Source organism: Polynucleobacter sp. IMCC30063, assembly GCF_021395235.1.
Taxonomy (GTDB): Bacteria; Pseudomonadota; Gammaproteobacteria; order Burkholderiales; family Burkholderiaceae; genus Polynucleobacter.
In genome coordinates, this window is the sequence record NZ_JAJVCQ010000005.1 from 166,775 (window position 1) to 188,795 (window position 22,021).

The window sequence follows — 22,021 nt, forward strand, 5'->3', positions numbered from 1 at the left end:
CACAGTTTAGAATTGCGGCTATTCAATCCAAATGGAGGTTTTATTATGTTTATCAGCAACGCGTATGCGCAAATACCGGGTTTTGGCACTGAAGGCGGCGGCTTAATGAGCTTTTTGCCCCTGATCCTGATGTTTGCGGTGCTTTATTTTGTGATGATTCGTCCCCAAATGAAGCGCCAGAAAGAAACTCGGGCCATGTTAGAAGCACTAGCGGTTGGCGATGAAGTTGTCACGGCGGGCGGCCTCTTAGGCAAAGTTACTGCTGTAAAAGATCAATACATCACCGTAGAATTGAACGCTGGCAATGAAGTCCAAATGCAAAAAGGTGCTGTGACTACCGTTTTGCCTAAAGGCACTTTGAAATCCGTTTGATTTACCAAGCCTGATGAATCGTTACCCACTCTGGAAATACCTCGTCATTGTTGTAGTGCTATGTATTGGCGCGCTCTACTCATTACCCAATTTTTTTGGCGAGGCTCCAGCAGTACAAATCTCAGCAGCTAAGCCAACGCTGAAGGTTGATCTTGAAACCCAAGCGCGGGTTGAGAAAATTTTAGCCAGCGGTAATTTAGCTAGTACGGGCTTATTTTTTGAGCGTACTGGTAATGTTGGCTCGGTGAAAGTGCGTTTTGCCAATACCGATATTCAATTACAAGCGCGTGATTTAATCCAGCAGAAACTGAATCCCGATGCGAATGACCCCAGCTTTACAGTGGCGCTCAATTTACTTTCAAATACGCCCCATTGGCTAAATGCGCTGAATGCTTTACCGATGCCACTAGGGCTTGATTTAAGGGGTGGCGTTTATTTTTTACTGCAAGTCGATATGCAAGGTGCTGTGCAGAAAAAAATAGTCGCCTTAGCCAATGATATTCGTAGCCAATTGCGGGACAAAAATATTCGTCAGCAAGGCCTCGATCGTAACGCTGATAGCATTGCCATTCATTTTGCCAGCGAGGCTGAAGCGGAGTCGGCCCGAACCGTTTTAAATGCAAGCCAAAGCGAGCTTGATTGGCAACTAGAGAAAACCTCTAGCGATTTCAAGTTAACGGGTCGCTTTAAACCCGCCGCGCTGAATGCGGTACAAGACAACGCGGTTAAACAAAATATTGTTACCCTCAATAAACGGGTTAATGAATTAGCTGTAAAAGAGCCCGTCATTCAACAACAGGGTGCTGATCGAATTGTGGTGCAACTACCGGGCGTGCAAGATACCGCGCGCGCGAAAGATATTATTGGCCGCACTGCAACCCTTGAATCACGTCTCGCCGACCCCAGTGTTTCGATTATTTCAGTTGGCCAAACCGCGCCAGCAGGTATGGATGTGTTTCGTTTTGGCGAAAATCGTTTAGGGGTATTTAAAAAATCCGTTATTTTTAGCGGTGAGAGTATTACGGATGCCAGCGCAGGATTTGATCAGAATCAGCGCCCAGCGGTGAATATCTCGCTAGATGCCGCTGGTGGGCGAGTGATGCAAGAAGTTACGCGCGACAATATTGGCAAACCAATGGGGATGATTTTATTTGAAAAGGGCAAAGGTGAGGTACTCACGATTGCCACCATTCAAAGCGAATTTGGTTCAAAATTTCAAATTACCGGTCAATCAACTACCGAGAGCGCGAATGATTTGGCCCTGCTATTACGGGCAGGTTCACTGGCTGCACCAATGGAAATTATCGAAGAACGCACTATTGGTCCAAGCCTAGGCGCAGAAAATATTGAAAAGGGTTTTCAATCACTCCTAGTTGGGTTTGCGGCGATTGCCATTTTCATGATGGCTTACTACCTCCTTTTTGGCCTCTTCTCAGTTATCGCTCTTGGGGTCAATTTATTTTTACTCATAGCTGTGCTCTCCATGCTACAAGCCACATTAACCTTGCCAGGCATTGCTGCCATGGCCTTAGCGCTTGGTATGGCAATTGACTCGAACGTCCTAATTAACGAACGGATTCGCGAAGAATTGCGCCAGGGTACCCCCCCTAGCACTGCCATTGCAACCGGCTTTAATAAAGCCTGGGGGACCATTCTTGATTCGAACGTGACTACTTTAATTGCTGGTCTAGCACTGTTGGCGTTTGGCTCTGGGCCTATCAAAGGTTTTGCAATTGTGCATTGCTTAGGCATTCTGACTTCGATGTTTTCTGCCGTTTTCTTCTCGCGGGGTTTAGTCAATCTCTGGTACGGCCGAGAAAAGAAATTGCAAAAATTAGCGATTGGCCAAGTTTGGCGTCCCCAGGAGAAATAGGTCATGGAATTTTTTCGCATCCGTAAAGATATTCCATTTATGCGCCACGCTTTGGCGCTCAATATTGTTTCCTTGTTGATGTTTTTGGCTGCGGTTTTTTTCCTCTGGCAAAGAGGCTTGCATCTCTCTGTGGAATTTACAGGTGGCACCGTAATGGAAATTAGCTACCCCCAAACTGCGCCTATCGATACCATCCGTAATGATATTTTTAAATTAGGTTACACCGATACCCAAATTCAAAATTTTGGAAGTTCACGTGATGTCTTAATTCGCCTCCCCTTACAGAAAGATGCTACTGGTAAGGTCGTCTCCTCTGCCATTCAAAGTAATGCCGTCATGGAAGCATTGCAAAGCAATACCACTGGAGCTAAATTACAACGGGTTGAATACGTCGGACCACAAGTGGGTCGTGAGCTTGCGCTCGATGGCTTGAAAGCATTAATTTTTGTGGTTATTGGCATTATGATTTATTTATCCTTTCGCTTTGAATGGAAATTTGCAGTTGCTGGCATCATTGCCAACTTGCATGACATCATCATCATTTTGGGCTTCTTTGCTTTTTTCCAATGGGAATTTTCGCTTTCAGTATTAGCTGCAGTTTTGGCTGTATTGGGTTATTCAGTCAATGAATCGGTGGTGATCTTTGACCGTATCCGTGAAAACTTTCGCAAATATCGCAAAATGAATACCCGTGAAATTATTGATAACGCCATTACCAGCACCATTAGCCGTACCATCATTACCCACGGCAGCACGCAGATGATGGTTTTAGCAATGTTGCTATTGGGTGGTCCTAGCCTATTCTATTTTGCCCTCGCACTCACCATTGGCATTTTGTTCGGTATCTATTCTTCCGTGTTTGTCGCGGCGGCACTGGCCATGTGGCTGGGCGTTAAGCGCGAGGATTTAGTGAAGGGTGAGCGCAAGCCTGAAGAGATGAGTAAAGATGATCCAAACTATGGCGCTAAGGTTTAAGTTGCTGCAGAATTTATCGGCTTTCGCCTTAATTGCTCATCAATAGCATGTAATATTTTCTTGGTCGCTCCCTGATGTAAATTAGCATAATTTTTAGCCGCAAACGCCATTGCCAGACGTTGCTCTGTACTCAACAGTAGCTCAACAAGAGTGCTACTTAGCTGCGCCGGAGTAATGCGTACCGCAGCTCCAATGTTAATCGCATCCAGCGTCGCCTGTTGAAAGTTAAAAGTATGCTCACCCACAATCACGGGGCAATCAACTGCGCAAGCTTCGATCAGGTTTTGGCCTCCAAAGGAGAGGAGGCTACCCCCCATTACGACCAAATCTGCTGCGCGGTAATAGGCTGCCATCTCGCCCATAGAATCCCCTAAAAAAACATCCGTCTGGTCAAATAATATTGAGCGCTCAGTCGCCTCACTACGCCGACGCAAGCGAAAGCCACTTGCTAAAATTGTCTTTGCTACTTCATCAAAACGCTCGGGGTGGCGGGGCACAATAAACAGCAATGGTTGGGGTTGAATGCGGGCAGTTTTTAATACCTGCTGCCAAGCCGTAAGAATGAGTTGTTCCTCGCCTATGCGGGTGCTTGCTGCACAGACGACCAGGCGCCCTGATGTGCGTAAATTGGCCTGCCAGCCTGCGCCCAACTCGAGTAACTCGGGTTTCATGAGAACATCAAATTTGAGATTGCCAAAAACTGCGCAATTTTTTACACCTAGTGCACGGTAGCGCTCTGCATCTAATTCAGTTTGTGCCAAAATTCCCGTAAATGCTTGAAAGAGCTCCTCGCCAGCGCGACCAAAATATTTTATGCGTCGGGCGCTCCGATCTGATAGTCGCGCATTAATTAAAAATAAGGGTAGACCCATTTCAGCGCAGCGAAAAACATAAGTAGGCCAAGCCTCGGTTTCGATAAATAAGCCAAACTTGGGTTGTACTTGCTTTATAAAATGCTCAACTGCCCAGCAAATGTCATAGGGCAGATAGCACTGTCTTAGTTGGCCAGTTGCAATTGCTGAAGCATATAGCGCTTGACCTGTGCGGCGACCATTGGGGGTCATGCAGGTAAGTAAGATTTTTTCACCACGGGCTAAATAAGCCAAAATTAAAGGTTCAGCAGCGCGCGTCTCGCCAACGGATACCGCATGAATCCAAATAGCGTGATGAAACCGAGACGACAAACCTGTAAAACCAAGTCGCTCAGGTAGATGCTGCCAATAGCCGCGATCTTTTCTACCACGCCACCAAAGTCGCAAACCGACTAAGGGCAAGAGTAAATGCCAGCCCAACTGATACAGTAAAAATAAAAAAAATGGGCGCTGGACTAGAGCTGAGGTTTTTTCGCCCGTAGGCTGCTGACTAGCGATCACTTGCCCAAATGTTCAGTTAAGGCAACTGCAAGACCCAAATAAGACGCGGGTGTCATCGCTAGCAAGCGGGCCTTGGCCTCAGCAGGAATTGCTAGGCCTTGAATAAAGGTTTGTAAATCGGCTTGCGTAATACCCTTACCTCGGGTGAGCTCTTTGAGTTGTTCATACGGATTTTCAATACCGTAACGCCGCATCACCGTTTGCACGGGTTCAGCTAAGACCTCCCAACAAGAATTTAAGTCAGCAGCGATCGCCGCTAAATTCACTTCCAATTTAGCGAGTCCGCGTAAGGCGCTATCGTAAGCCAACACACTATGCCCAAACGCGGGGCCTAAATTCCGTAATACGGTGGAATCAGTTAAGTCTCGCTGCCAACGAGAGATCGGTAACTTTTCTGCTAAATGTCGCAATAAAGCATTCGCAATGCCTAAGTTACCTTCGGAATTTTCAAAATCGATGGGGTTCACTTTATGGGGCATCGTCGAAGAACCAATTTCACCCGCTTTGGTACGCTGCTTAAAATATCCCAGAGAAATATAGGCCCAAAAATCCCGATCCATATCTAGCAATATCGTATTCGCGCGCGCTATCGCATCGAATAATTCTGCCATGCCATCGTGTGGTTCTATTTGCGTGGTGTATGCGTTAAAAACTAATCCCAAACGCTTTTCAACCACCTGCCGACTTAATTGCTGCCAATCAAATTCGGGGTAAGCAGCTAGGTGTGCGTTGTAATTTCCAACTGCGCCATTCATTTTGCCAAATAAAGGCACTGCCATAATGACAGTAATTGCCCGCTCTAAACGCTGGGCAATGTTAGCCAATTCTTTCCCCAAGGTAGTAGGCGATGCAGGCTGCCCATGGGTACGCGATAACATTGCAACCTTAGCATGTGCAAGAGCGAGAGCAGCTAGATTTTGCTGAATTAAACGCAACTGCGGTAAGAGTACTTCATCACGAGCGCCGCGCAACATGAGGCCATGAGCGGTATTGTTAATATCCTCTGAAGTACAAGCAAAGTGAATAAATTCACTGGTTTTTAACAATTCAGCGCGCCCAGCAACTTTTTCTTTAAGCCAGTATTCAACTGCTTTTACGTCATGGTTGGTTACCGCCTCAATTTCTTTAATTCGCGCTGCATCTTCGGTAGTAAAGTCTTCGGCTAGTGCCAATAAAAAATCACTGTCGGCTTTACTAATACTGGGTACATCGGGTAAGCCTGCGGTAGTTAGTGCTAAGAGCCATTGAATCTCAACAAAAACCCGTTGGCGCATAAAGGCAGATTCAGATAACCAAGGTCGCAGGGCGTCTACCTTGCCAGCATAACGACCATCAAGCGGTGAGAGTGCGGTTAGCATCGAAGCGTCTGCAGCTGCTGGGGAAAGACGTGATTTTGACTGGCTCACCATAAGGCCCTTTTAAAGGATGTCAATAGAGCTTGATTTTAATGCGTTTGCACAAATGGCTCAATAATTCTAGCTTAACGATTGACTTCACTTCTTCCGCATCGGTATACTTGCCCCCTATGAAAATTATCGGATCCCTCACTAGCCCCTATGTGCGTAAAGTACGCATCGTCCTTGCTGAAAAGAAAATTGAAGCCGCACACGTGCTTGAAAATGTCTGGGACGCCAAAACGACCATTAGCGAAGTGAACCCCCTGGGAAAAGTACCTTGCCTCATTATGGAAGATGGCGGCGCCATGTTCGACTCACGCGTGATCGTTGAATATGTTGACACTTTAAGCCCCGTGAGTAAATTAATTCCCACTGCTGGGCGAGAACGCGCGGCAGTAAAAACATGGGAAGCGTTGGCCGATGGTATTTTGGATGCGGGCATTTTGGCTCGTTTAGAAGCCACTTTGCGACCCGCTCCCGAACAAAGTGCAGCGTGGATTGACCGACAAATGGGTAAAATTCAAACCGCTTTGCAAAGTATGTCTGCCGGTTTAGGTGATGCCAACTGGTGCTGTGGCAATCAATTTAGTTTGGCTGATATTGCGGTTGGCTGCGCCTTAGGCTATTTACAGTTTCGTTTTCCACAATTGCATTGGCAAACCCAATATCCCAATCTCGCGCGTCTGTACGCTAAATTGGCGCAACGCCAATCGTTTATTGAGACCTCGCCGCCGTAATAATTCCCCCGCCTAAACAGACTTCACCTGCGTAAAGCACGGCTGATTGTCCTGGGGTAATGGCCCATTGATTTTCAGTGAAGTGCAAATCAAATGTGTTTGCGCTATTTGCGCTTACTAATAAGTTACATGGTGAATCAGTTTGACGGTAACGGGTTCTTGCCGCATAGGCAGTTTCCTCAATTGGCGCTGTACCCGCCACCCAACTGGCCTCCATCGCTTCTAAGTCTTGACTTAAAAGCCACGGGTGATCATGGCCTTGGGCCACAAATAAGGTGTTACTGGTCATCTCTTTTCGAGCTACGTACCAAGCATCACCAGTACCATCTTGACTTCCGCCAACGCCAATACCCTTCCGCTGGCCTAAAGTAAAAAATGCTAAGCCCATGTGTTCGCCTAAGACTTTGCCGTCAGTTGAGCAAATTAAACCAGGTGTACGTGGCAAGTATCGATTTAAAAACTCGCGAAAAGGACGTTCACCAATAAAACAAATTCCCGTTGAATCTTTTTTAGTAGCATTAGGCAAACCAATGTCAGCAGCAATCTTACGCACTGCTGATTTCTGCAGCTCACCCAAGGGAAATAAAACCTGACTTAATTGCGCTTGGCTTAAGCGATGCAAAAAATAACTTTGGTCTTTGCTGGCATCAAGCGCCTTTAGTAACTGAACTTGCCCATTGTTAGTTTGGACGCGGGCGTAATGTCCAGTCGCAATGAAGTCAGCGCCAAGACTCAGCGCATGGTCTAAAAAAGCCTTAAATTTAATTTCAGCGTTACACAGCACATCGGGGTTAGGGGTACGACCAGCAGCATATTCGCGCAGAAAATCGGCAAACACCCGCTCACGATACTCAGCCGCAAAATTGACTGCCTCAACATCGATTCCAATCAGGTCGGCTACCGACACCACATCCAACCAATCTTGCCGACTTGAGCAATATTCGTCATCGTCATCGTCTTCCCAGTTTTTCATAAACAGGCCGACGACCTCATACCCCTGCTGCTTGAGAAGCCATGCAGCCACTGCAGAATCAACCCCACCGGACATCCCCACCACCACTTTTTGGTGGGTTTTCGGCCGGCTAAGGGTGGTATTTAAGGGGAAATTGGCAGGCATCATCAAAAAAATGCGAAAATTCGGATTAAGTTTTTAAGAGCTCATTGTAAAACCCCGCCCTTTTCCCCTCGATATCTTCATTATGGGATCAGAAAATAGCCGGGATACCTGCAATTAGCATCTACCTTAAAATAGATTTTTAAAAATTCGCTTTTGGAGACAAGCCATGCGCATTGGAGTGCCGCTGGAAACAAGACCTGGAGAAACTCGGGTTGCCGCTACCCCAGAAACCGTCAAAAAATTGACTGCTCAAGGACATCAAGTTGTCATCCAAAGTGGTGCTGGTATTGGCGCAAGCCAACCCGACTCTGCTTATGAAGCAGTTGGTGCCTCGATTGGCAGTGCTGCCGATGCCTTTGGCGCCGAAATTGTGCTTAAAGTACGAGCACCCCAAGAGGATGAGTTAAAGCAATTAAAGTCAGGCTCGGTTTTAATTGGCATGCTTGATCCCTTTGATAATGCTGGCATTTCTGCCATGGCAGCGCAAGGTATTACCGCCTTTGCACTCGAAGCGGCGCCACGCACTACTCGCGCTCAAAGCATGGATGTGTTGTCTTCCCAGGCCAATATTGCTGGCTATAAAGCTGTTCTCGTAGCAGCAAATGAATATCAACGCTTTATGCCGATGCTGATGACCGCTGCTGGCACAGTGAAAGCGGCGCGTATTTTGATACTCGGTGCTGGGGTTGCAGGGCTACAAGCTATAGCCACCGCTAAACGTTTAGGCGCAGTAATTGAAGCCTCCGATGTTCGCCCTGCCGCCAAAGAACAAATCGAATCACTTGGCGCCAAGTTTGTCGATGTCCCTTTTGAAACGGATGAAGAGCGTGAAATTGCTAAGGGTGTTGGCGGTTACGCGCGGCCGATGCCGGAATCGTGGATGAAACGTCAGGCAGTACAAGTTGCTGAACGCGCCCAGCAGGCCGATATTGTGATTACTACCGCCTTAATTCCAGGACGTAAGCCGCCTGTGCTTTTGCACAGTGATACCGTGGCCAATATGAAGCCTGGCTCAATTGTGATTGATCTAGCTGCAGGCCGCGGTGAAAATGGTTCAGGCAATTGTCCATTAACTCGAGCTGACCAAATTGTCATCAATCATGGTGTCAAAATTATTGGCTACACTAATTTACCCAGCATGGTCGCTGCCGATGCTTCTGCGCTGTATGCGCGCAACGTGCTCGATTTTATGAAACTAATCGTCACCCCTGAAGCGCAATTAGTCATTCCGGCTGCTGCCGATGACGATATCGTCGCCGCCTGTCTCATGTGTCGTGATGGCCAAGTTATTCGTACCAATTAATTTTCCAAGGAATTCGTCATGGATTTAGCTGCTTTCCAAAGCCTTCTCACTGTGCAAAACATTACTGTTTTTGTGTTAGCCATTTTTGTTGGCTATCACGTCGTCTGGAATGTAACACCTGCATTGCACACACCACTGATGGCGGTAACCAATGCGATTTCAGGGATCATCATTGTTGGCGCCCTCTTGCAAACTGAGGTCATCAATGGCAGTGAAATTACGACCACCAGCCTGATTGGTGCGGTAGCCGTTTTTTTAGCATCAATTAATATCTTTGGTGGCTTTATGGTTACACGCCGCATGCTCGAGATGTTTAAGAAAAAAACCCCTAAGAGCGAATAAAGAGCCTATTCATGTCAAATATCACCGCCCTCTCTTACCTCGTTTCCTCCATTTTATTCATCCTTGCGCTGCGAGGACTCTCATCGCCAACGACCTCACGCCAAGGAAATACCTACGGCATGATCGGCATGCTTTTGGCCGTTATTACTACCTTTTTCTTGCCCGACTTCAAGCCAGTCTTTTGGTTAATTGGCGCAGCAATTATTGGTGGGGCCATCATTGGTACGCTTGCAGCTAAACGCGTACAAATGACGAAAATGCCTGAGCTCGTGGCACTCATGCATTCATTTGTTGGTTTATCGGCGGTCTTAATTGCAATTGCTGCTGTCTTGCATGTGGGCCAAGAACATACTGGCGCACAAAAAATTGAATTATTTATTGGCGCATTTATTGGTGCCATTACCTTTACTGCCTCGATCGTTGCCTTTGGAAAACTTTCTGGCAAAGTGAGCGGTAAACCAGTCACCTTTAGCGGGCAGCACTTACTTAATTTAGTTTTAGCATTATCAATGCTGGGTGGCGGTATTGCTTACTATCTATTTGATAGTCATAGCGCTTTCTTAATCATGTGCGGTATTGCTTTGGTCTTGGGTGTGACACTCATCATTCCGATTGGTGGTGCCGATATGCCAGTTGTGGTTTCCATGCTGAATAGTTATTCAGGTTGGGCTGCAGCAGGCATTGGCTTTACGCTAAATAATCCCGTGCTCATCATCGCTGGAGCATGTGTAGGTTCATCGGGTGCAATTCTGTCTTACATTATGTGTAAGGCCATGAACCGCTCAATCTTAGCAGTCTTGCTCGGCGGCTTTGGCGCCGAAGTATCAGCCAGTGGCGATGATGATGGTGCCCCTAAAAATTATAAAACTGGCTCGCCAGAAGATGCAGCCTTTTTAATGAGTAATGCTGATACTGTCATCATTGTGCCGGGATACGGTCTAGCTGTGGCCCGTGCTCAACACGCGCTGAAAGAGTTGACTGAAAAACTGACCCATCATGGTGTTACGGTTAAATACGCCATTCATCCTGTAGCTGGGCGGATGCCTGGCCATATGAATGTGTTGTTAGCCGAGGCTGAAGTACCTTACGATCAAGTTTTTGAAATGGAAGATATCAATAGCGATTTTGGTCAAGCCGATGTGGTGCTTATTTTGGGTGCCAATGACGTGGTTAACCCAGCCGCCCGTACTCCAGGAAGCCCCATTTTTGGTATGCCAATTTTGGAAGCGTTTAAAGCGAAAACCATTATTGTTAATAAACGCTCGATGGCGGCAGGCTACGCAGGCCTCGACAACGAGCTCTTCTACATGGATAAAACCATGATGGTCTTCGGGGATGCCAAGAAGGTCGTTGAAGATATGGTCAAAGCGGTCGATTAGGGCTAATTAATCTGCTATTTAGCGCGTATTTGAGGGTTTTCCCGAGGGTTTTTAACCCCCTAGAGGTCTTATACTGACTCTCTTGTAAGAAGATACAAGTTGTAAAAAAATAATATCTGGGAGAATTCCATGTCTGAAATTAAAAACCAAGTTCCACGTCGTAAATTCTTAAAAGGTGCTGCTGCTGGCTCCGTTGGCGCAGCTGCTCTCGGATTCCCAATGATTTCGAAAGCGCAACAAACTATTACTTTGCGCTTTCAGTCAACCTGGCCTACGAAAGATATCTTTCATGAATATGCCAACGACTACGCTGCCAAAGTCAATGCGATGTCGGGCGGTCGCCTCAAAATTGAAGTGTTGCCAGCTGGCTCAGTTGTTAAAGCCTTTGATCTACTTGATGCGGTTTCAAGTGGAACATTAGATGGCGGTCATGGTGTGTTGGCTTATTGGTACGGTAAAAGTGCTGCGTTGGCATTATGGGGTTCAGGCCCAGCTTTCGGTATGGATGCCAATACCGTTTTGTCATGGAACCAATATGGTGGTGGCCAACAACTGTTAAACGAAATTTATTCTGGCTTGAAATTGGATGTCGTGTCATTCCCTTATGGCCCAATGCCAACTCAGCCACTTGGTTGGTTTAAAAAGCCAATTGCTAAAACAGAAGATATGAAGGGCTTAAAGTACCGTACTGTTGGCCTCTCAATTGAAATCTTTACCGATATGGGCGCGTCAGTTCAGGCCCTGCCTGGTGGCGATATTATTCCCGCGATGGATCGTGGTCTCTTAGATGCTGCTGAATTTAATAACGCCTCTTCCGATCGCTTGCTAGGCTTCCCAGATGTTTCTAAGATCAATATGCTGCAAAGCTTTCACCAAAGTTCAGAGCAATTTGAAATCATCTTTAACAAGAAGAAATACGATTCATTAGCGCCTGATTTGCGTTCAATTCTCTCAATCGCCACCCAAGCTGCTTCAGCCGATATGTCTTGGAAAGCAATCGATCGTTACTCAAAAGACTTTGTTGAGTTGCAAACCAAAGATAAGGTGAAGTTTTATGCAACACCGAAATCCATTTTGGTAGCTCAGTTAAATGCTTGGGACAAAATTATTGCCAAAAAAGCAGCTGAAAATGCCATGTTTAAGAAAGTGCTTGATTCACAAAAAGCCTTTGCTCAACGTGCAGTGCGTTGGCAACTCTTGACGGATGTTGACTTCAAGATCGCCTACGATCATTATTTCAAAGACAGTCAACCTAAAGCCTAATGTTTATCAACTAAATGGTTCATGCTGATGCAAAACCGGACGGTTCACCGTCCGGTTTTTTTATAGTAATTTAAATAGTACTGTTATTTAGTCAAGTTTTATTGGGAGGTAATGAATGAATAAGCTCATGCTTAGAGTCGATGAGATCAGCACCTTTGTTGGCAAGGCGGCTGCGTGGCTCATCATTCTATTAATGCTGATGGTGTGTACCGATGTGGTTAGACGCTATGCGTTGAATTCTCCATCAGCATGGATTGGCGAACTGTCGGTCATGGCCTATGGCACGCTCTTTATGATGTGCGGGGCCTATACATTGGCACAAAATGGGCACGTACGGGGCGACTTCCTCTATGGCTCAATGAAACCACGCACCCAAGCCACTCTTGACTTAATTCTGTACATTACCTTTTTCTTGCCGGGCATAACTGCATTGGTATATGCGGGCTACACCTATGCGGCTGAATCATGGCGCATAGGTGAACACACCACCCAAATCGCCAATGGGCCGCCCTTGTATCCTTTTAAAACCATTATTCCAATTGCTGGTGCTTTTGTACTCCTCCAAGGTTTTGTCGAAATTTTGCGCTGCATTGTTTGTATCAAAACAGGTGAATGGCCAGCACGCTTAAAAGATGCGGAAGAAATTGATGTAATTGAGCAACAACTTGCGGCCTCAACCCACGTTGATGAAGAGGCTCGTCAAATGGGTATGAAAAATGCTAAAGCAATTGATGAAGCGGCACATCACCGCATTGGCCAAACGAAGGAAATAAACCATGAGTGATCCAATACTTGGCCTAAGTATGTTGGGCCTGATTATCGTGGTGATTATGTTGGGATTCCCAACTGCTTTTACCTTAATGGGGCTTGGCATGATGTTTGGTTTTGCCGCCTTTTATGACCCATCTCAAAGCTGGACAGCTAATAAGGTATTTACCCTGATGGTGCAAAGAACATTTGGGGGTATGACCAACGATGTCCTGCTGTCTATTCCCTTATTTGTTTTAATGGGCTATGTAATGGAGCGAGGGGCATTAGTTGACAAAATGTTCTATAGCATTCAGCTTGCCTTTCGTCGCGTACCTGCATCGCTTGCTGTCGCAACCTTAATTGTTTGTACATTTTGGGGTATTGCCAGCGGTCTAGTTGGTGCAGTTGTAGTGCTAATGGGCGTTATCGCCATGAAGCCCATGATGAATGCGGGCTACGATACGCGCTTAGCAGCTGGTGTTATTACCGCTGGTGGTACCTTGGGTATTTTGATTCCACCTTCAGTAATGATTATTGTGTACGCAGCGGTCGCTGGTCAATCGGTGGTGAAACTGTATGCAGCTGCGATGGTGCCAGGCTTCTTTCTCGCATTTTTATATTTGGTTTACATCATCGGCTGGGCCTTAATAAATCCTAAAGTAGCACCTAAACTGCCCCCTGAAAAACAACAGGTGCCTATTCCAGCCCCTATCCGTTTCTTGCGTGAACAGTATTCACCCAATATGTTTGTGGCAACTTTTAAAGCCCTATTTGCACCGGCGAAGTTTTTCGATGCACCTGTTGATGCACGCCTCTCCTTTGGCAAAATTGTCCAAAATGTACTGGCAGTCTTAACTCCATTTATTCTTGCTGCAGTCACTTTATGGGGAGTATGGTGGTACGTCATCATTCATCAGCAAGCTGAACGCGATGCACAAAATGTCCCTGTAGCTACGCAAGTTGCTAAGGTGGCTACAGCTGATAAAGCTGCGCCTGTAGAAGAAGGTTTAGTTTCACTGGATGCCACCTCCAACAACGTAAAAACCAAAGAGCTTGAAGAGGTAGATGTGCCATTAGTAGCGCTAGATGCAGCGGCGGGTGATGCGCCCACTGCTGGGGCTGCCGAGCCTGAAGCGGCTGCTGGGCCGCCGGAAAACTTTGAACTGTATTTTGGGCTTAGCTCTGTTCTACTACTCTTGCTGCTGATTTACTACTACATCAAACTCGATGAAGATCAGTTTGAAATTTTGAAACTGCTGATCGAATCCGTCATGCCCTTGGGTATTCTCACTATTTTGGTTTTAGCTGTGATCTTGCTAGGCATTACCACCGCAACTGAATCGGCAGCAGTGGGTGCTTTTGGTGCTTTTATTCTGGCGTTTCAAGCGGGCACATTAAATTTTGATCGCACCAAGCAGGCGGTTTTTCTTACTGCTAAAACTACCTCAATGGTGTGTTGGCTGTTCGTTGGATCAGCTTTATTCTCTGCTGTATTCACGATTTTGGGTGGTCAATCGATCATTGAAAAATGGGTGCTCATGTTAGATCTGACGCCGATTCAGTTCATGCTGCTTTCGCAAGCAATTATTTTCTTCCTTGGCTGGCCTTTGGAGTGGACTGAGATCATTGTGATTTTTGTGCCGATCTTCTTGCCATTGTTAGCGCACTTCCAAATCGATCCTTTGTTATGGGGCACCTTGGTCTTTGTGAATTTGCAAGCCGCTTTCTTATCGCCACCGGTGGCGATGTCAGCCTTCTATCTTAAAGGGGTATCACCGCCAAGTGTCACTCTGAATCAAATTTTTGCGGGCATGATGCCGTATATGTTCATCGTCATTCTATGTATGTTCTTTATGTATATATGGCCTGGTATGACTCTCTGGTTGCCTAAGTTTCTTTATGGGGGCTAGAAAGCTCGATTAAGAATACTTTTTTTGATAAATAAAAAAGCGCCTCAAAAAGGCGCTTTTTTATTGCTGCGCTGACACCGCCATATGGGTATAGGCCATCTTCACCAATGGGCACGACACCTTAATGCTCATCCCTTTTTGAATCATTTGACCCAAAATATGTTCGTGTTCTGTTTTTTGCTTAGCGATTAGGTCGCGTAACATCGAGGCCGTAAATGGGGAGCCTACCTGGGTCAATAACTCGATAGCTTTTTTACGTGCTTGCTCTGCTATTGAAAATCCGTTTGCTTGCGCTATTGCGCAACATTCTGCATACATCTCTAACGACAACTCTTGTCCATACGGCGTAGCAACTATTTGCCCAACTGAGCCCTGACAAAGGGTTGTCATACCAGCTAAGCTAGCTAAGAAAACCCATTTATCCCACATTGCCTGCTCAATTTGCTCACTATAAAAGTGATCGAAATCGGCTTTTTCACATAGCGCAAAAAATGCTCTCGCTATCGCCTCTTGCTCGGGCGCCCGATGCCCAACCGTCAGAATATGTAAATCGCTTAATTGCTTTACCGCACCTACTTCCGTAATCATTGCGGCAATATGTGCCACGCCCCCCATGACACGGGCTCTTCCAAATTGCTGGTCCAAGGCATCGAGATGCGTAAGGCCGTTTAAAAAGGGTAAGAATAGGGCTTTTGGGCCAACTTTTTCAAGTTCATTTAAACAATTGGCTAAATCAAATGCTTTTGGCGCCAAAATAACCAGATCATAAATAGGCTCTAATTGATCTAAGGTAATCGATTTTGGATGAAGAACAAAACTGCCTCGTGGAGTTTCAATCGTTAAGCCATTGGCTTGAATATACTCATGGCGTTTAGGGCGTAATAGATATGTAATATCGGCGCCCACCTGAATCAGTTTTGCACCAAAGTAGCCGCCAATACCACCTGCCCCAACAATTAATATTTTCATTTTTTTACTCATTTGGCACGCTTAATCCGCAATCTAAGCGTTTTGCTTCAGTAGCTCACTATTTGTTTTACCTAAAGCCAAAGTAAATAGGTTTTGCCAATATTGAAATGCAACGACTTCTTTTTCATGAATTTCCAGCTCAAGAAATGCCGGATGGCGAATTAATGAAAACCAAATACGAACAAACATCTTATCTTCAATTCGCCCTGGCTTAGCAATGAATGTGATTTCCTCTAAATCTGGAATCATTTCATACACCCCTTCTTTGGTAAGCATTTCTGGCTTATCTCTGCTCATGCGCATTAATTCCAGCATCACTCGACCCAATTGGTCGTAATGACCATCCCAACACTCAATCTCAGACTCGGCCAATTTGCGCTGGCCCAAAGATTTCCTTGCGAAATTACTCCAGGCTTGGGCTAAATCAAACTCGGTCTTCACCTTCGCATTCTGAATTGCACTCGGTAATGGCGCTACCTTCATCCGCTCTAATACTGTATCGCCCCCAAAACTGTAATCCACAATCAGCAGGGGTTTGGCCGTTTTTTCAAGTTTTAAGCGATAGTTTTGCGCTTGTTTTTCAGACTTATTCAACGATATCTTCCTTTAAGCAATAGTCTCAAGCGAAGTCTCTAAAGCGCTTGCTGGAACTCCATGCTCCCATGGCACATCAACTGGATAATCGGTTAACAAACAATCGTCCGGCAAACATACGATGGGCTCAAAATTACGATGGGCAATATATTCAGGACGTTTATGCCGACGAATATGATTCGACACCGCACATAAACTTAAATAGACGCTGACCCGATTCCATGGCGATAAATTACTTGTGGAAGCATGGACTAAACAACTGTGAAATAAAATCATTGAACCTGCAGGCCCAGTGGGACTAATAATGCCGCCGTTTTTGCCGCCTGCACGAGCTACTAATTGCGAAATTAAATCGTTGTCTACTGTCCATAATGGATAGCTGGTCGTAGTTAAATCATGTTTGGCAGCGATCACACCACGTTTATGACTTTCTGGAATAAACATCAGTGGGCCATTAAAGGCATTGACATCATCTAAAAAAATTGCCACGTTCATCGCCCGCGCGGTAGGCATCAAATCGTCGTTTAACCAAGTACCATAATCTTGGTGCCACTGCCAAACATCGCCATCGAAAGCCATCTTGCCGTTAATCTTAAATTGATGCATATATAACTGCTCGCCCAATAAATCTTCAATTGGTTGAATCATTCTGGGATGTTTTCCCAATTTAGCAAATGGCCTGCTAATTAGATGCGCGGCAAAATTGGTGCGCACCGATTCACTGTCTTTTTCACGGACGTTATAAGCTTCTTTTCGGCTATAAAGCTCAGGGACGGCATCAGTCAGGGTTTTCACTTCACTAGGACTAAATAAGCTGGGAAAGAATAAATAACCTGCTTTATCAAACTGGGCTAGTTGTTCTGGAGATAAATGCATTTTTGACCTCGTCGATTCTTTTTAACAATAGGTGAAAGTGTAATCAATTAATCAGTTAGAGGGTTAAAAGTCAGGCCTGTAATCAACTACCATCAGGGAAAGCCCTAGGCTGACCCGACGCCCTACCTGAACTAAGAGTGCAATTGATGAACCTACGCCAACTAAAAAATGTGAAAATAGCAGCACTCTTATTGAAAGGTTTGTTATGTCCCTCATTCAACAACTCAAACAACGCGCGGCGGCAGGTAAGCCGGTACGAGTAGGCATTATTGGTGCGGGCAAATTTGGCTCAATGTATTTAGCCCAAGTGCCAAGAACCCCTGGCATTCATTTATTAGGTATTGCCGACTTAGTGCCGCAACGGGCGCGTGATTCTTTAGCCCGTGTGGGTTGGAACGCCGTGCAATACAACGCGTCTTCTTTTGAGAATGCGTATCAAACTGGCAAAACATTCATTACTGATGATGCTGATGGCATGATCGCCAATCCGCAAATTGAAGTCATTATTGATGCCACTGGAAGTCCAGCAGCAGGCATTCACCACGCCTTGAAATGCTGCGAACATGGTAAAGACATCATCATGGTGAACGTAGAGGCTGATGTACTTGCGGGCCCCTACCTAGCTAAAAAAGCAGCTGATGCTGGCATTATTTATTCAATGGCATCTGGCGATCAACCATCCTTAATTGCTGAATTAGTTGATTGGGCCGAAACGATTGGTATGGATGTGGTGTGTGCAGGCAAAGGCACTAAATATTTACCGATCTATCACCAAGCCACTCCAGACACAGTATGGGGGCACTATGGATTTACCCCAGAGCAAGTTGGTAGCGGAGACTTTAATGCCCAAATGTTTAATTCATTTTTAGATGGCACCAAGTCTGCCCTTGAAATGGCTGCGGTATCGAATGCCTGTGGTTTGCGACCCCCAAAAAATGGCTTGTTATTTCCGCCCTGCGGGGTTGATGATCTGCCTACCATCTTACGGCCAGAGGCTGATGGCGGCATCTTGCCCTTTAAAGGCACAGTTGAAGTAGTTTCTTCTGTTGAGCGTGATGGTCGCCCTGTCTTTCGAGATTTACGTTGGGGCGTTTATATTGTTTTTGAAGCGCCGAACGAATATGTGCGTAACTGCTTCTTGCAATATGGCCTGAAAACTGATGCGAGCGGCTGGTATGCGGCAATGTATAAACCATATCATTTAATTGGTCTTGAGTTAGGCATCTCGGTTGCGAGCGTGGCCTTGCGCAAAGAAGCCACGGGTGCTACTACCGCCTTTAGCGGTGACGTCGTAGCCACGGCTAAACGTGACTTAAAGGCTGGAGAAATGCTCGATGGCGAAGGTGGTTTTACGGTTTACGGTAAATTAATGCCTGCCACTGATTCCTTGGCAATGGGTGGCTTACCCATTGGGTTAGCACACCGCCTGACGCTCAAAAATGCTGTTGCTGCTGGCAAACCAGTATGCTGGAACGATGTCAATTTTGATATCAACAATGAAGCAATTCGAGTAAGACGCGAGATGGAGTCCATGTTTAAAAAATGACTCGATAAATCAGTATTTTGTTACGGCAAAGGCAAAGCAGTTTTGTAAGAGACTTGCTTTAATGCAAAACTGGAGCGAATTTTTTCAATGCCGGCAATGGGAGTTAATTGCTCAAGAATAAATTTTTCTAAATCGCTAATATTGGATACAGCAACTCGAATTAAATAATCACAATCGCCGGTCATCAAATAGCACTCCATTACCGCATGTTGCTCGGCAATACACTGTTCAAATTCAGCGAGCGCAGTTTTTGACTGCTCTTTTAGGCTGATCGAAATAAATACATTTAAATCAAGTCCCAGGGCCTTGGGGTTAGCCAAGGCCACATAGCGCTGAATTACTTGGTTCGCCTCTAGCGCGCGCACTCGCAATAAACAAGGTGAAGGTGATAAATGCACGCGCTTAGCCAAGGCCACATTACTGAGTGAACTGTCTTTTTGCAGTTCTTGCAAAATTCTTAAATCAATGGCATCTAGTTGCATAAAGTTCTATAAAAATGGTTTATTTAGCATTTTATGCTTAATTTAATGGTATTTGACCATAATTTGCAATCCTATTTCAGAGCACTTTTTGTATATTAATACCTATGCAAAACCCTCATGATATCGATCCAACCGAAACGGCCGAGTGGGCAGAAGCGTTTATTAATTCCATTACTGCTAATGGCGAGGAGCGGGGCAAGCATTTGCTTGATATGCTCATCCGCACCGCCCACCAACAGCAAATTGGCTGGTCCCCTGAATTAGTCACGCCTCTTGTGAATACGATTACGGTTGCTAAGCAAGGCGTGTTTCCTGGTGATCTGGCAATCGAAGAAAAAATAGCCTCCCTGATGCGGTGGAATGCACTGGCGATGGTCGCCAAAGCGAATACGGCTTATGGCGAACTTGGTGGTCACATTGCTAGCTACGCTAGTGCAGCCGATTTGTTTGAAGTAGGATTTAATCATTTTTATCATGGTCGTACTTCCGAGCACAAGGGTGATTTAGTATTTTTTCAACCCCATAGTGCGCCGGGTGTATATGCCCGCGCCTATCTTGAAGGTCGCTTAAATGAACAAGATCTAGCCTATTACCGCCAAGAAATTGCCGCCGCAGAAATCGGGGTGCAAGGGCTATCGAGTTATCCTCACCCGTGGCTCATGCCCGATTTTTGGCAATTTCCAACTGGCTCAATGGGCATTGGCCCCATTAGCTCAATTTACCAAGCCCGATTTATGCGTTACTTAAGTCACCGTAATTTACTCGACTGTTCGCAGCGCAGAGTATGGGGTGTTTTTGGTGACGGCGAAATGGATGAGCCTGAAAGCATGAGCGCCCTCACCTTGGCAGCACGGGAAAAATTAGATAATTTAACGTGGGTAGTGAACTGCAATCTACAACGCTTAGATGGCCCCGTTAGAAGTAATGGTCGCATTATTGATGAATTAGAAAAATTATTTCGTGGTGCCGGATGGAATGTCATTAAATTAGTGTGGGGCAGTGATTGGGATGGCTTATTTGCACGTGATCATTCTGGTGCTTTGGTGCGCGCACTATCGAATACCGTTGATGGTCAAATGCAAACTTTTGCAGCTAAAGATGGGCGCTTTAATCGGGAAAATTTTTTCGGACAAAGCCCTGAGTTAGCAGAACTAGCTCAGGGTATGACAGATGAACAAATTGATCGATTAAAACGCGGTGGTCACGATATCGTCAAAATCTATGCTGCTTATGAGGCGGCAGTAAAGCATACAGGTCAACCCACGGTAATTCTGGCGCACACCAAAAAAGGCTATGGAATGGGTCATGCTGGTCAAGGAAAAATGACAACGCATAGTCAGAAAAAATTTGATGAGGAAGCGTTAATTGAATTTCGTAATCGCTTTAACTTACCACTCAGCGATGCCCAAGCAATGAATTTAGATTTTTATCGGCCAAGCGAGGATAGCAAAGAAATGCGGTATTTGCAGCAACGAAGGGCTGAGTTGGGTGGCTATTTACCTAAACGTGTTATCGACTGCGAACGCCTAGCGATTCCACCGCTTGAATCTTATGCCAGCTTTGCGATTACTCCTGACGATAAATCGATGTCAACTACCATGGTCTTTGTACGACTCTTAGGTAATTTACTAAAGACCCCAGCACTAGGTGCACGAATTGTGCCCATTGTGGCCGACGAAGCGCGAACGTTTGGTATGGCGAATCTATTTAAACAAGTGGGTATTTATTCTAGCGTTGGACAATGCTATGAACCAGAAGATATTGGTTCCGTATTAAGTTATCGCGAAGCGTTAAATGGCCAAATTTTAGAGGAAGGCATTAGTGAGGCGGGTGCTATTGCCAGCTGGACTGCAGCTGCTACTAGTTACGCTAATCATGGCTTTGCCATGCTACCTTTTTATATTTATTATTCTATTTTTGGTTTTCAGCGTGTTGGAGATGCTATTTGGGCAGCTGCCGATCAACGCGCACGCGGCTTCTTATTGGGTGGAACCTCAGGGCGCACTACTTTGGGTGGCGAAGGCTTACAGCATCAAGATGGCAGTAGTCATTTAGTGGCTGCTACCATTCCTAATTGCAAAGCCTATGACCCTGCCTTTGCTGGCGAATTAGCCGTGATCATTGATGCGGGGATGAGGGAAATGCTCACCGAACAGCAAGATGTGTTTTATTACATTACCCTCATGAATGAAAATTATGCCCAAACCAATTTGTTATCTGGTAAAGAAAAAGATATTCTAGCGGGTGCATACCTCTATCAACCAGCACCCCCTACGGCGAAAAAAAGAGTTACTCTATTGGGCTCTGGTGCCATCCTGCTCGAAGTAATCAAAGCTGCCGAAATATTAAAACGGGTAGATATTGAAGCTGATATATTTAGCATCACCAGTTGGAGTGAGCTGGCACGCAATGGTCACCAAAAATTGCAGGCCGCTTTTGCAGATGAGAATAAGGATATAGGAGTTGATGGCACCTCTGAATATGAAACTGCCTTTATTAGTTCGCTGTTATCGAATTCAGCTGGCCCGATCATTGCTGCAACCGATTATGTACGCGCAGTTCCAGAAAGTATTCGTGCCTACATCCCCAGCCAGCGCAACTACCTTACCTTAGGTACCGATGGGTTTGGCCGTAGCGATACTCGAGCAGCGCTACGAGACTACTTTCAAGTTGATGCTGCAAGTATCGCTAAAGCGGCACAATTTTGTCTTCATTCAAGCACAAGTGGCAAATTAAAGGCAGGCCTCTAAGAATGTGTTTAAT

19 protein-coding genes are annotated in these 22,021 nt (G+C 45.7%); 12 read left to right on the forward strand and 7 right to left on the reverse strand.

The features are described 5' to 3' along the window. The first annotated feature begins 45 nt into the window (after positions 1 to 45). From yajC to secF, 3 genes are read left to right on the forward strand one after another with little or no spacing between them, the layout of a single operon-like run. Positions 46 to 372, forward strand: a complete 327-nt coding sequence (gene yajC, locus LZG75_RS10580; RefSeq protein WP_233925135.1) for a preprotein translocase subunit YajC — start codon at positions 46 to 48, stop codon at positions 370 to 372. Between the two features lie 13 nt (positions 373 to 385). After that, the gene (gene secD, locus LZG75_RS10585; protein ID WP_233937491.1) at positions 386 to 2,245 is read left to right on the forward strand and encodes a protein translocase subunit SecD; all 1,860 of its coding nucleotides are present in this window, start codon (positions 386 to 388) and stop codon (positions 2,243 to 2,245) included. Between the two features lie 3 nt (positions 2,246 to 2,248). Then, entirely contained in the window at positions 2,249 to 3,220 is a 972-nt protein-coding gene (gene secF, locus LZG75_RS10590; protein WP_233925137.1) for a protein translocase subunit SecF, read from the forward strand. On the opposite strand, the gene LZG75_RS10595 is transcribed toward secF, so the two are convergent. Continuing rightward, positions 3,217 to 4,593 (reverse strand): 3-deoxy-D-manno-octulosonic acid transferase, encoded by a 1,377-nt coding sequence (locus tag LZG75_RS10595; RefSeq protein WP_370635405.1) that lies wholly within the window; start codon positions 4,591 to 4,593, stop codon positions 3,217 to 3,219. The two genes, secF and LZG75_RS10595, sit on opposite strands and share 4 nt — an antisense overlap. Beyond that, positions 4,590 to 5,951, reverse strand: a complete 1,362-nt coding sequence (gene purB, locus LZG75_RS10600) for an adenylosuccinate lyase (RefSeq protein WP_233937522.1) — start codon at positions 5,949 to 5,951, stop codon at positions 4,590 to 4,592. Before purB ends, LZG75_RS10595 begins: the two co-directional genes overlap by 4 nt. A 167-nt stretch (positions 5,952 to 6,118) precedes the next feature. On the opposite strand from purB, the gene LZG75_RS10605 reads away from it, so the two are divergent. Further along, positions 6,119 to 6,727 (forward strand): glutathione S-transferase N-terminal domain-containing protein, encoded by a 609-nt coding sequence (locus LZG75_RS10605; protein ID WP_233937492.1) that lies wholly within the window; start codon positions 6,119 to 6,121, stop codon positions 6,725 to 6,727. Here the strand turns inward: LZG75_RS10605 and mnmA are convergent. Continuing rightward, entirely contained in the window at positions 6,705 to 7,844 is a 1,140-nt protein-coding gene (mnmA, locus tag LZG75_RS10610; protein WP_233937493.1) for a tRNA 2-thiouridine(34) synthase MnmA, read from the reverse strand. The genes LZG75_RS10605 and mnmA overlap by 23 nt on opposite strands. Positions 7,845 to 8,010: 166 nt before the next feature. Between mnmA and LZG75_RS10615 the strand changes: the two genes are divergently transcribed. The 6 genes from LZG75_RS10615 (at position 8,011) to LZG75_RS10640 (ending at position 14,791) form a co-directional block, all read left to right on the forward strand. Further along, the gene (locus tag LZG75_RS10615; protein WP_233925140.1) at positions 8,011 to 9,147 is read left to right on the forward strand and encodes a Re/Si-specific NAD(P)(+) transhydrogenase subunit alpha; all 1,137 of its coding nucleotides are present in this window, start codon (positions 8,011 to 8,013) and stop codon (positions 9,145 to 9,147) included. Between the two features lie 18 nt (positions 9,148 to 9,165). Further along, complete coding sequence (locus LZG75_RS10620) at positions 9,166 to 9,489, forward strand: proton-translocating transhydrogenase family protein (RefSeq protein ID WP_233925141.1); 324 nt, start codon at positions 9,166 to 9,168, stop codon at positions 9,487 to 9,489. Positions 9,490 to 9,500: 11 nt separating this feature from the next. Then, positions 9,501 to 10,868, forward strand: a complete 1,368-nt coding sequence (locus LZG75_RS10625) for an NAD(P)(+) transhydrogenase (Re/Si-specific) subunit beta (protein WP_233937494.1) — start codon at positions 9,501 to 9,503, stop codon at positions 10,866 to 10,868. A gap of 129 nt (positions 10,869 to 10,997) precedes the next feature. Then, entirely contained in the window at positions 10,998 to 12,131 is a 1,134-nt protein-coding gene (locus LZG75_RS10630) for a TRAP transporter substrate-binding protein (RefSeq protein WP_233924651.1), read from the forward strand. A 115-nt stretch (positions 12,132 to 12,246) separates the two neighbouring features. Beyond that, complete coding sequence (locus tag LZG75_RS10635) at positions 12,247 to 12,915, forward strand: TRAP transporter small permease subunit (protein ID WP_233924650.1); 669 nt, start codon at positions 12,247 to 12,249, stop codon at positions 12,913 to 12,915. Next, a complete protein-coding gene (locus LZG75_RS10640) occupies positions 12,908 to 14,791 on the forward strand; it encodes a TRAP transporter large permease subunit (RefSeq protein ID WP_233937495.1) in 1,884 nt (627 codons plus the stop codon). The genes LZG75_RS10635 and LZG75_RS10640 overlap by 8 nt, the downstream gene beginning before the upstream one ends. Positions 14,792 to 14,851: 60 nt before the next feature. Here the strand turns inward: LZG75_RS10640 and LZG75_RS10645 are convergent, their stop codons facing one another. The 3 genes from LZG75_RS10645 to LZG75_RS10655 are packed head-to-tail and all read right to left on the reverse strand — an operon-like array spanning position 14,852 to position 17,230. Further along, positions 14,852 to 15,772, reverse strand: a complete 921-nt coding sequence (locus LZG75_RS10645; protein ID WP_233924648.1) for a 2-dehydropantoate 2-reductase — start codon at positions 15,770 to 15,772, stop codon at positions 14,852 to 14,854. Between the two features lie 21 nt (positions 15,773 to 15,793). Then, positions 15,794 to 16,354, reverse strand: coding sequence for a hypothetical protein (locus tag LZG75_RS10650; RefSeq protein WP_233924646.1), 561 nt, complete (start codon positions 16,352 to 16,354; stop codon positions 15,794 to 15,796). A 12-nt stretch (positions 16,355 to 16,366) separates the two neighbouring features. Continuing rightward, complete coding sequence (locus tag LZG75_RS10655; RefSeq protein WP_233924644.1) at positions 16,367 to 17,230, reverse strand: phytanoyl-CoA dioxygenase family protein; 864 nt, start codon at positions 17,228 to 17,230, stop codon at positions 16,367 to 16,369. 205 nt (positions 17,231 to 17,435) lie between these two features. On the opposite strand from LZG75_RS10655, the gene LZG75_RS10660 reads away from it, so the two are divergent. Continuing rightward, positions 17,436 to 18,776, forward strand: coding sequence for an NAD(P)H-dependent oxidoreductase (locus LZG75_RS10660; RefSeq protein WP_233937496.1), 1,341 nt, complete (start codon positions 17,436 to 17,438; stop codon positions 18,774 to 18,776). A gap of 20 nt (positions 18,777 to 18,796) precedes the next feature. On the opposite strand, the gene LZG75_RS10665 is transcribed toward LZG75_RS10660, so the two are convergent. Next, the gene (locus LZG75_RS10665) at positions 18,797 to 19,258 is read right to left on the reverse strand and encodes an Lrp/AsnC family transcriptional regulator (protein ID WP_233924641.1); all 462 of its coding nucleotides are present in this window, start codon (positions 19,256 to 19,258) and stop codon (positions 18,797 to 18,799) included. 104 nt (positions 19,259 to 19,362) lie between these two features. On the opposite strand from LZG75_RS10665, the gene aceE reads away from it, so the two are divergent. Further along, positions 19,363 to 22,008 carry a pyruvate dehydrogenase (acetyl-transferring), homodimeric type gene (gene aceE / locus LZG75_RS10670; RefSeq protein WP_233937497.1) on the forward strand — a complete coding sequence of 882 codons (2,646 nt, stop codon included), beginning with the start codon at positions 19,363 to 19,365 and terminating at the stop codon, positions 22,006 to 22,008. Positions 22,009 to 22,021: the final 13 nt, after the last annotated feature.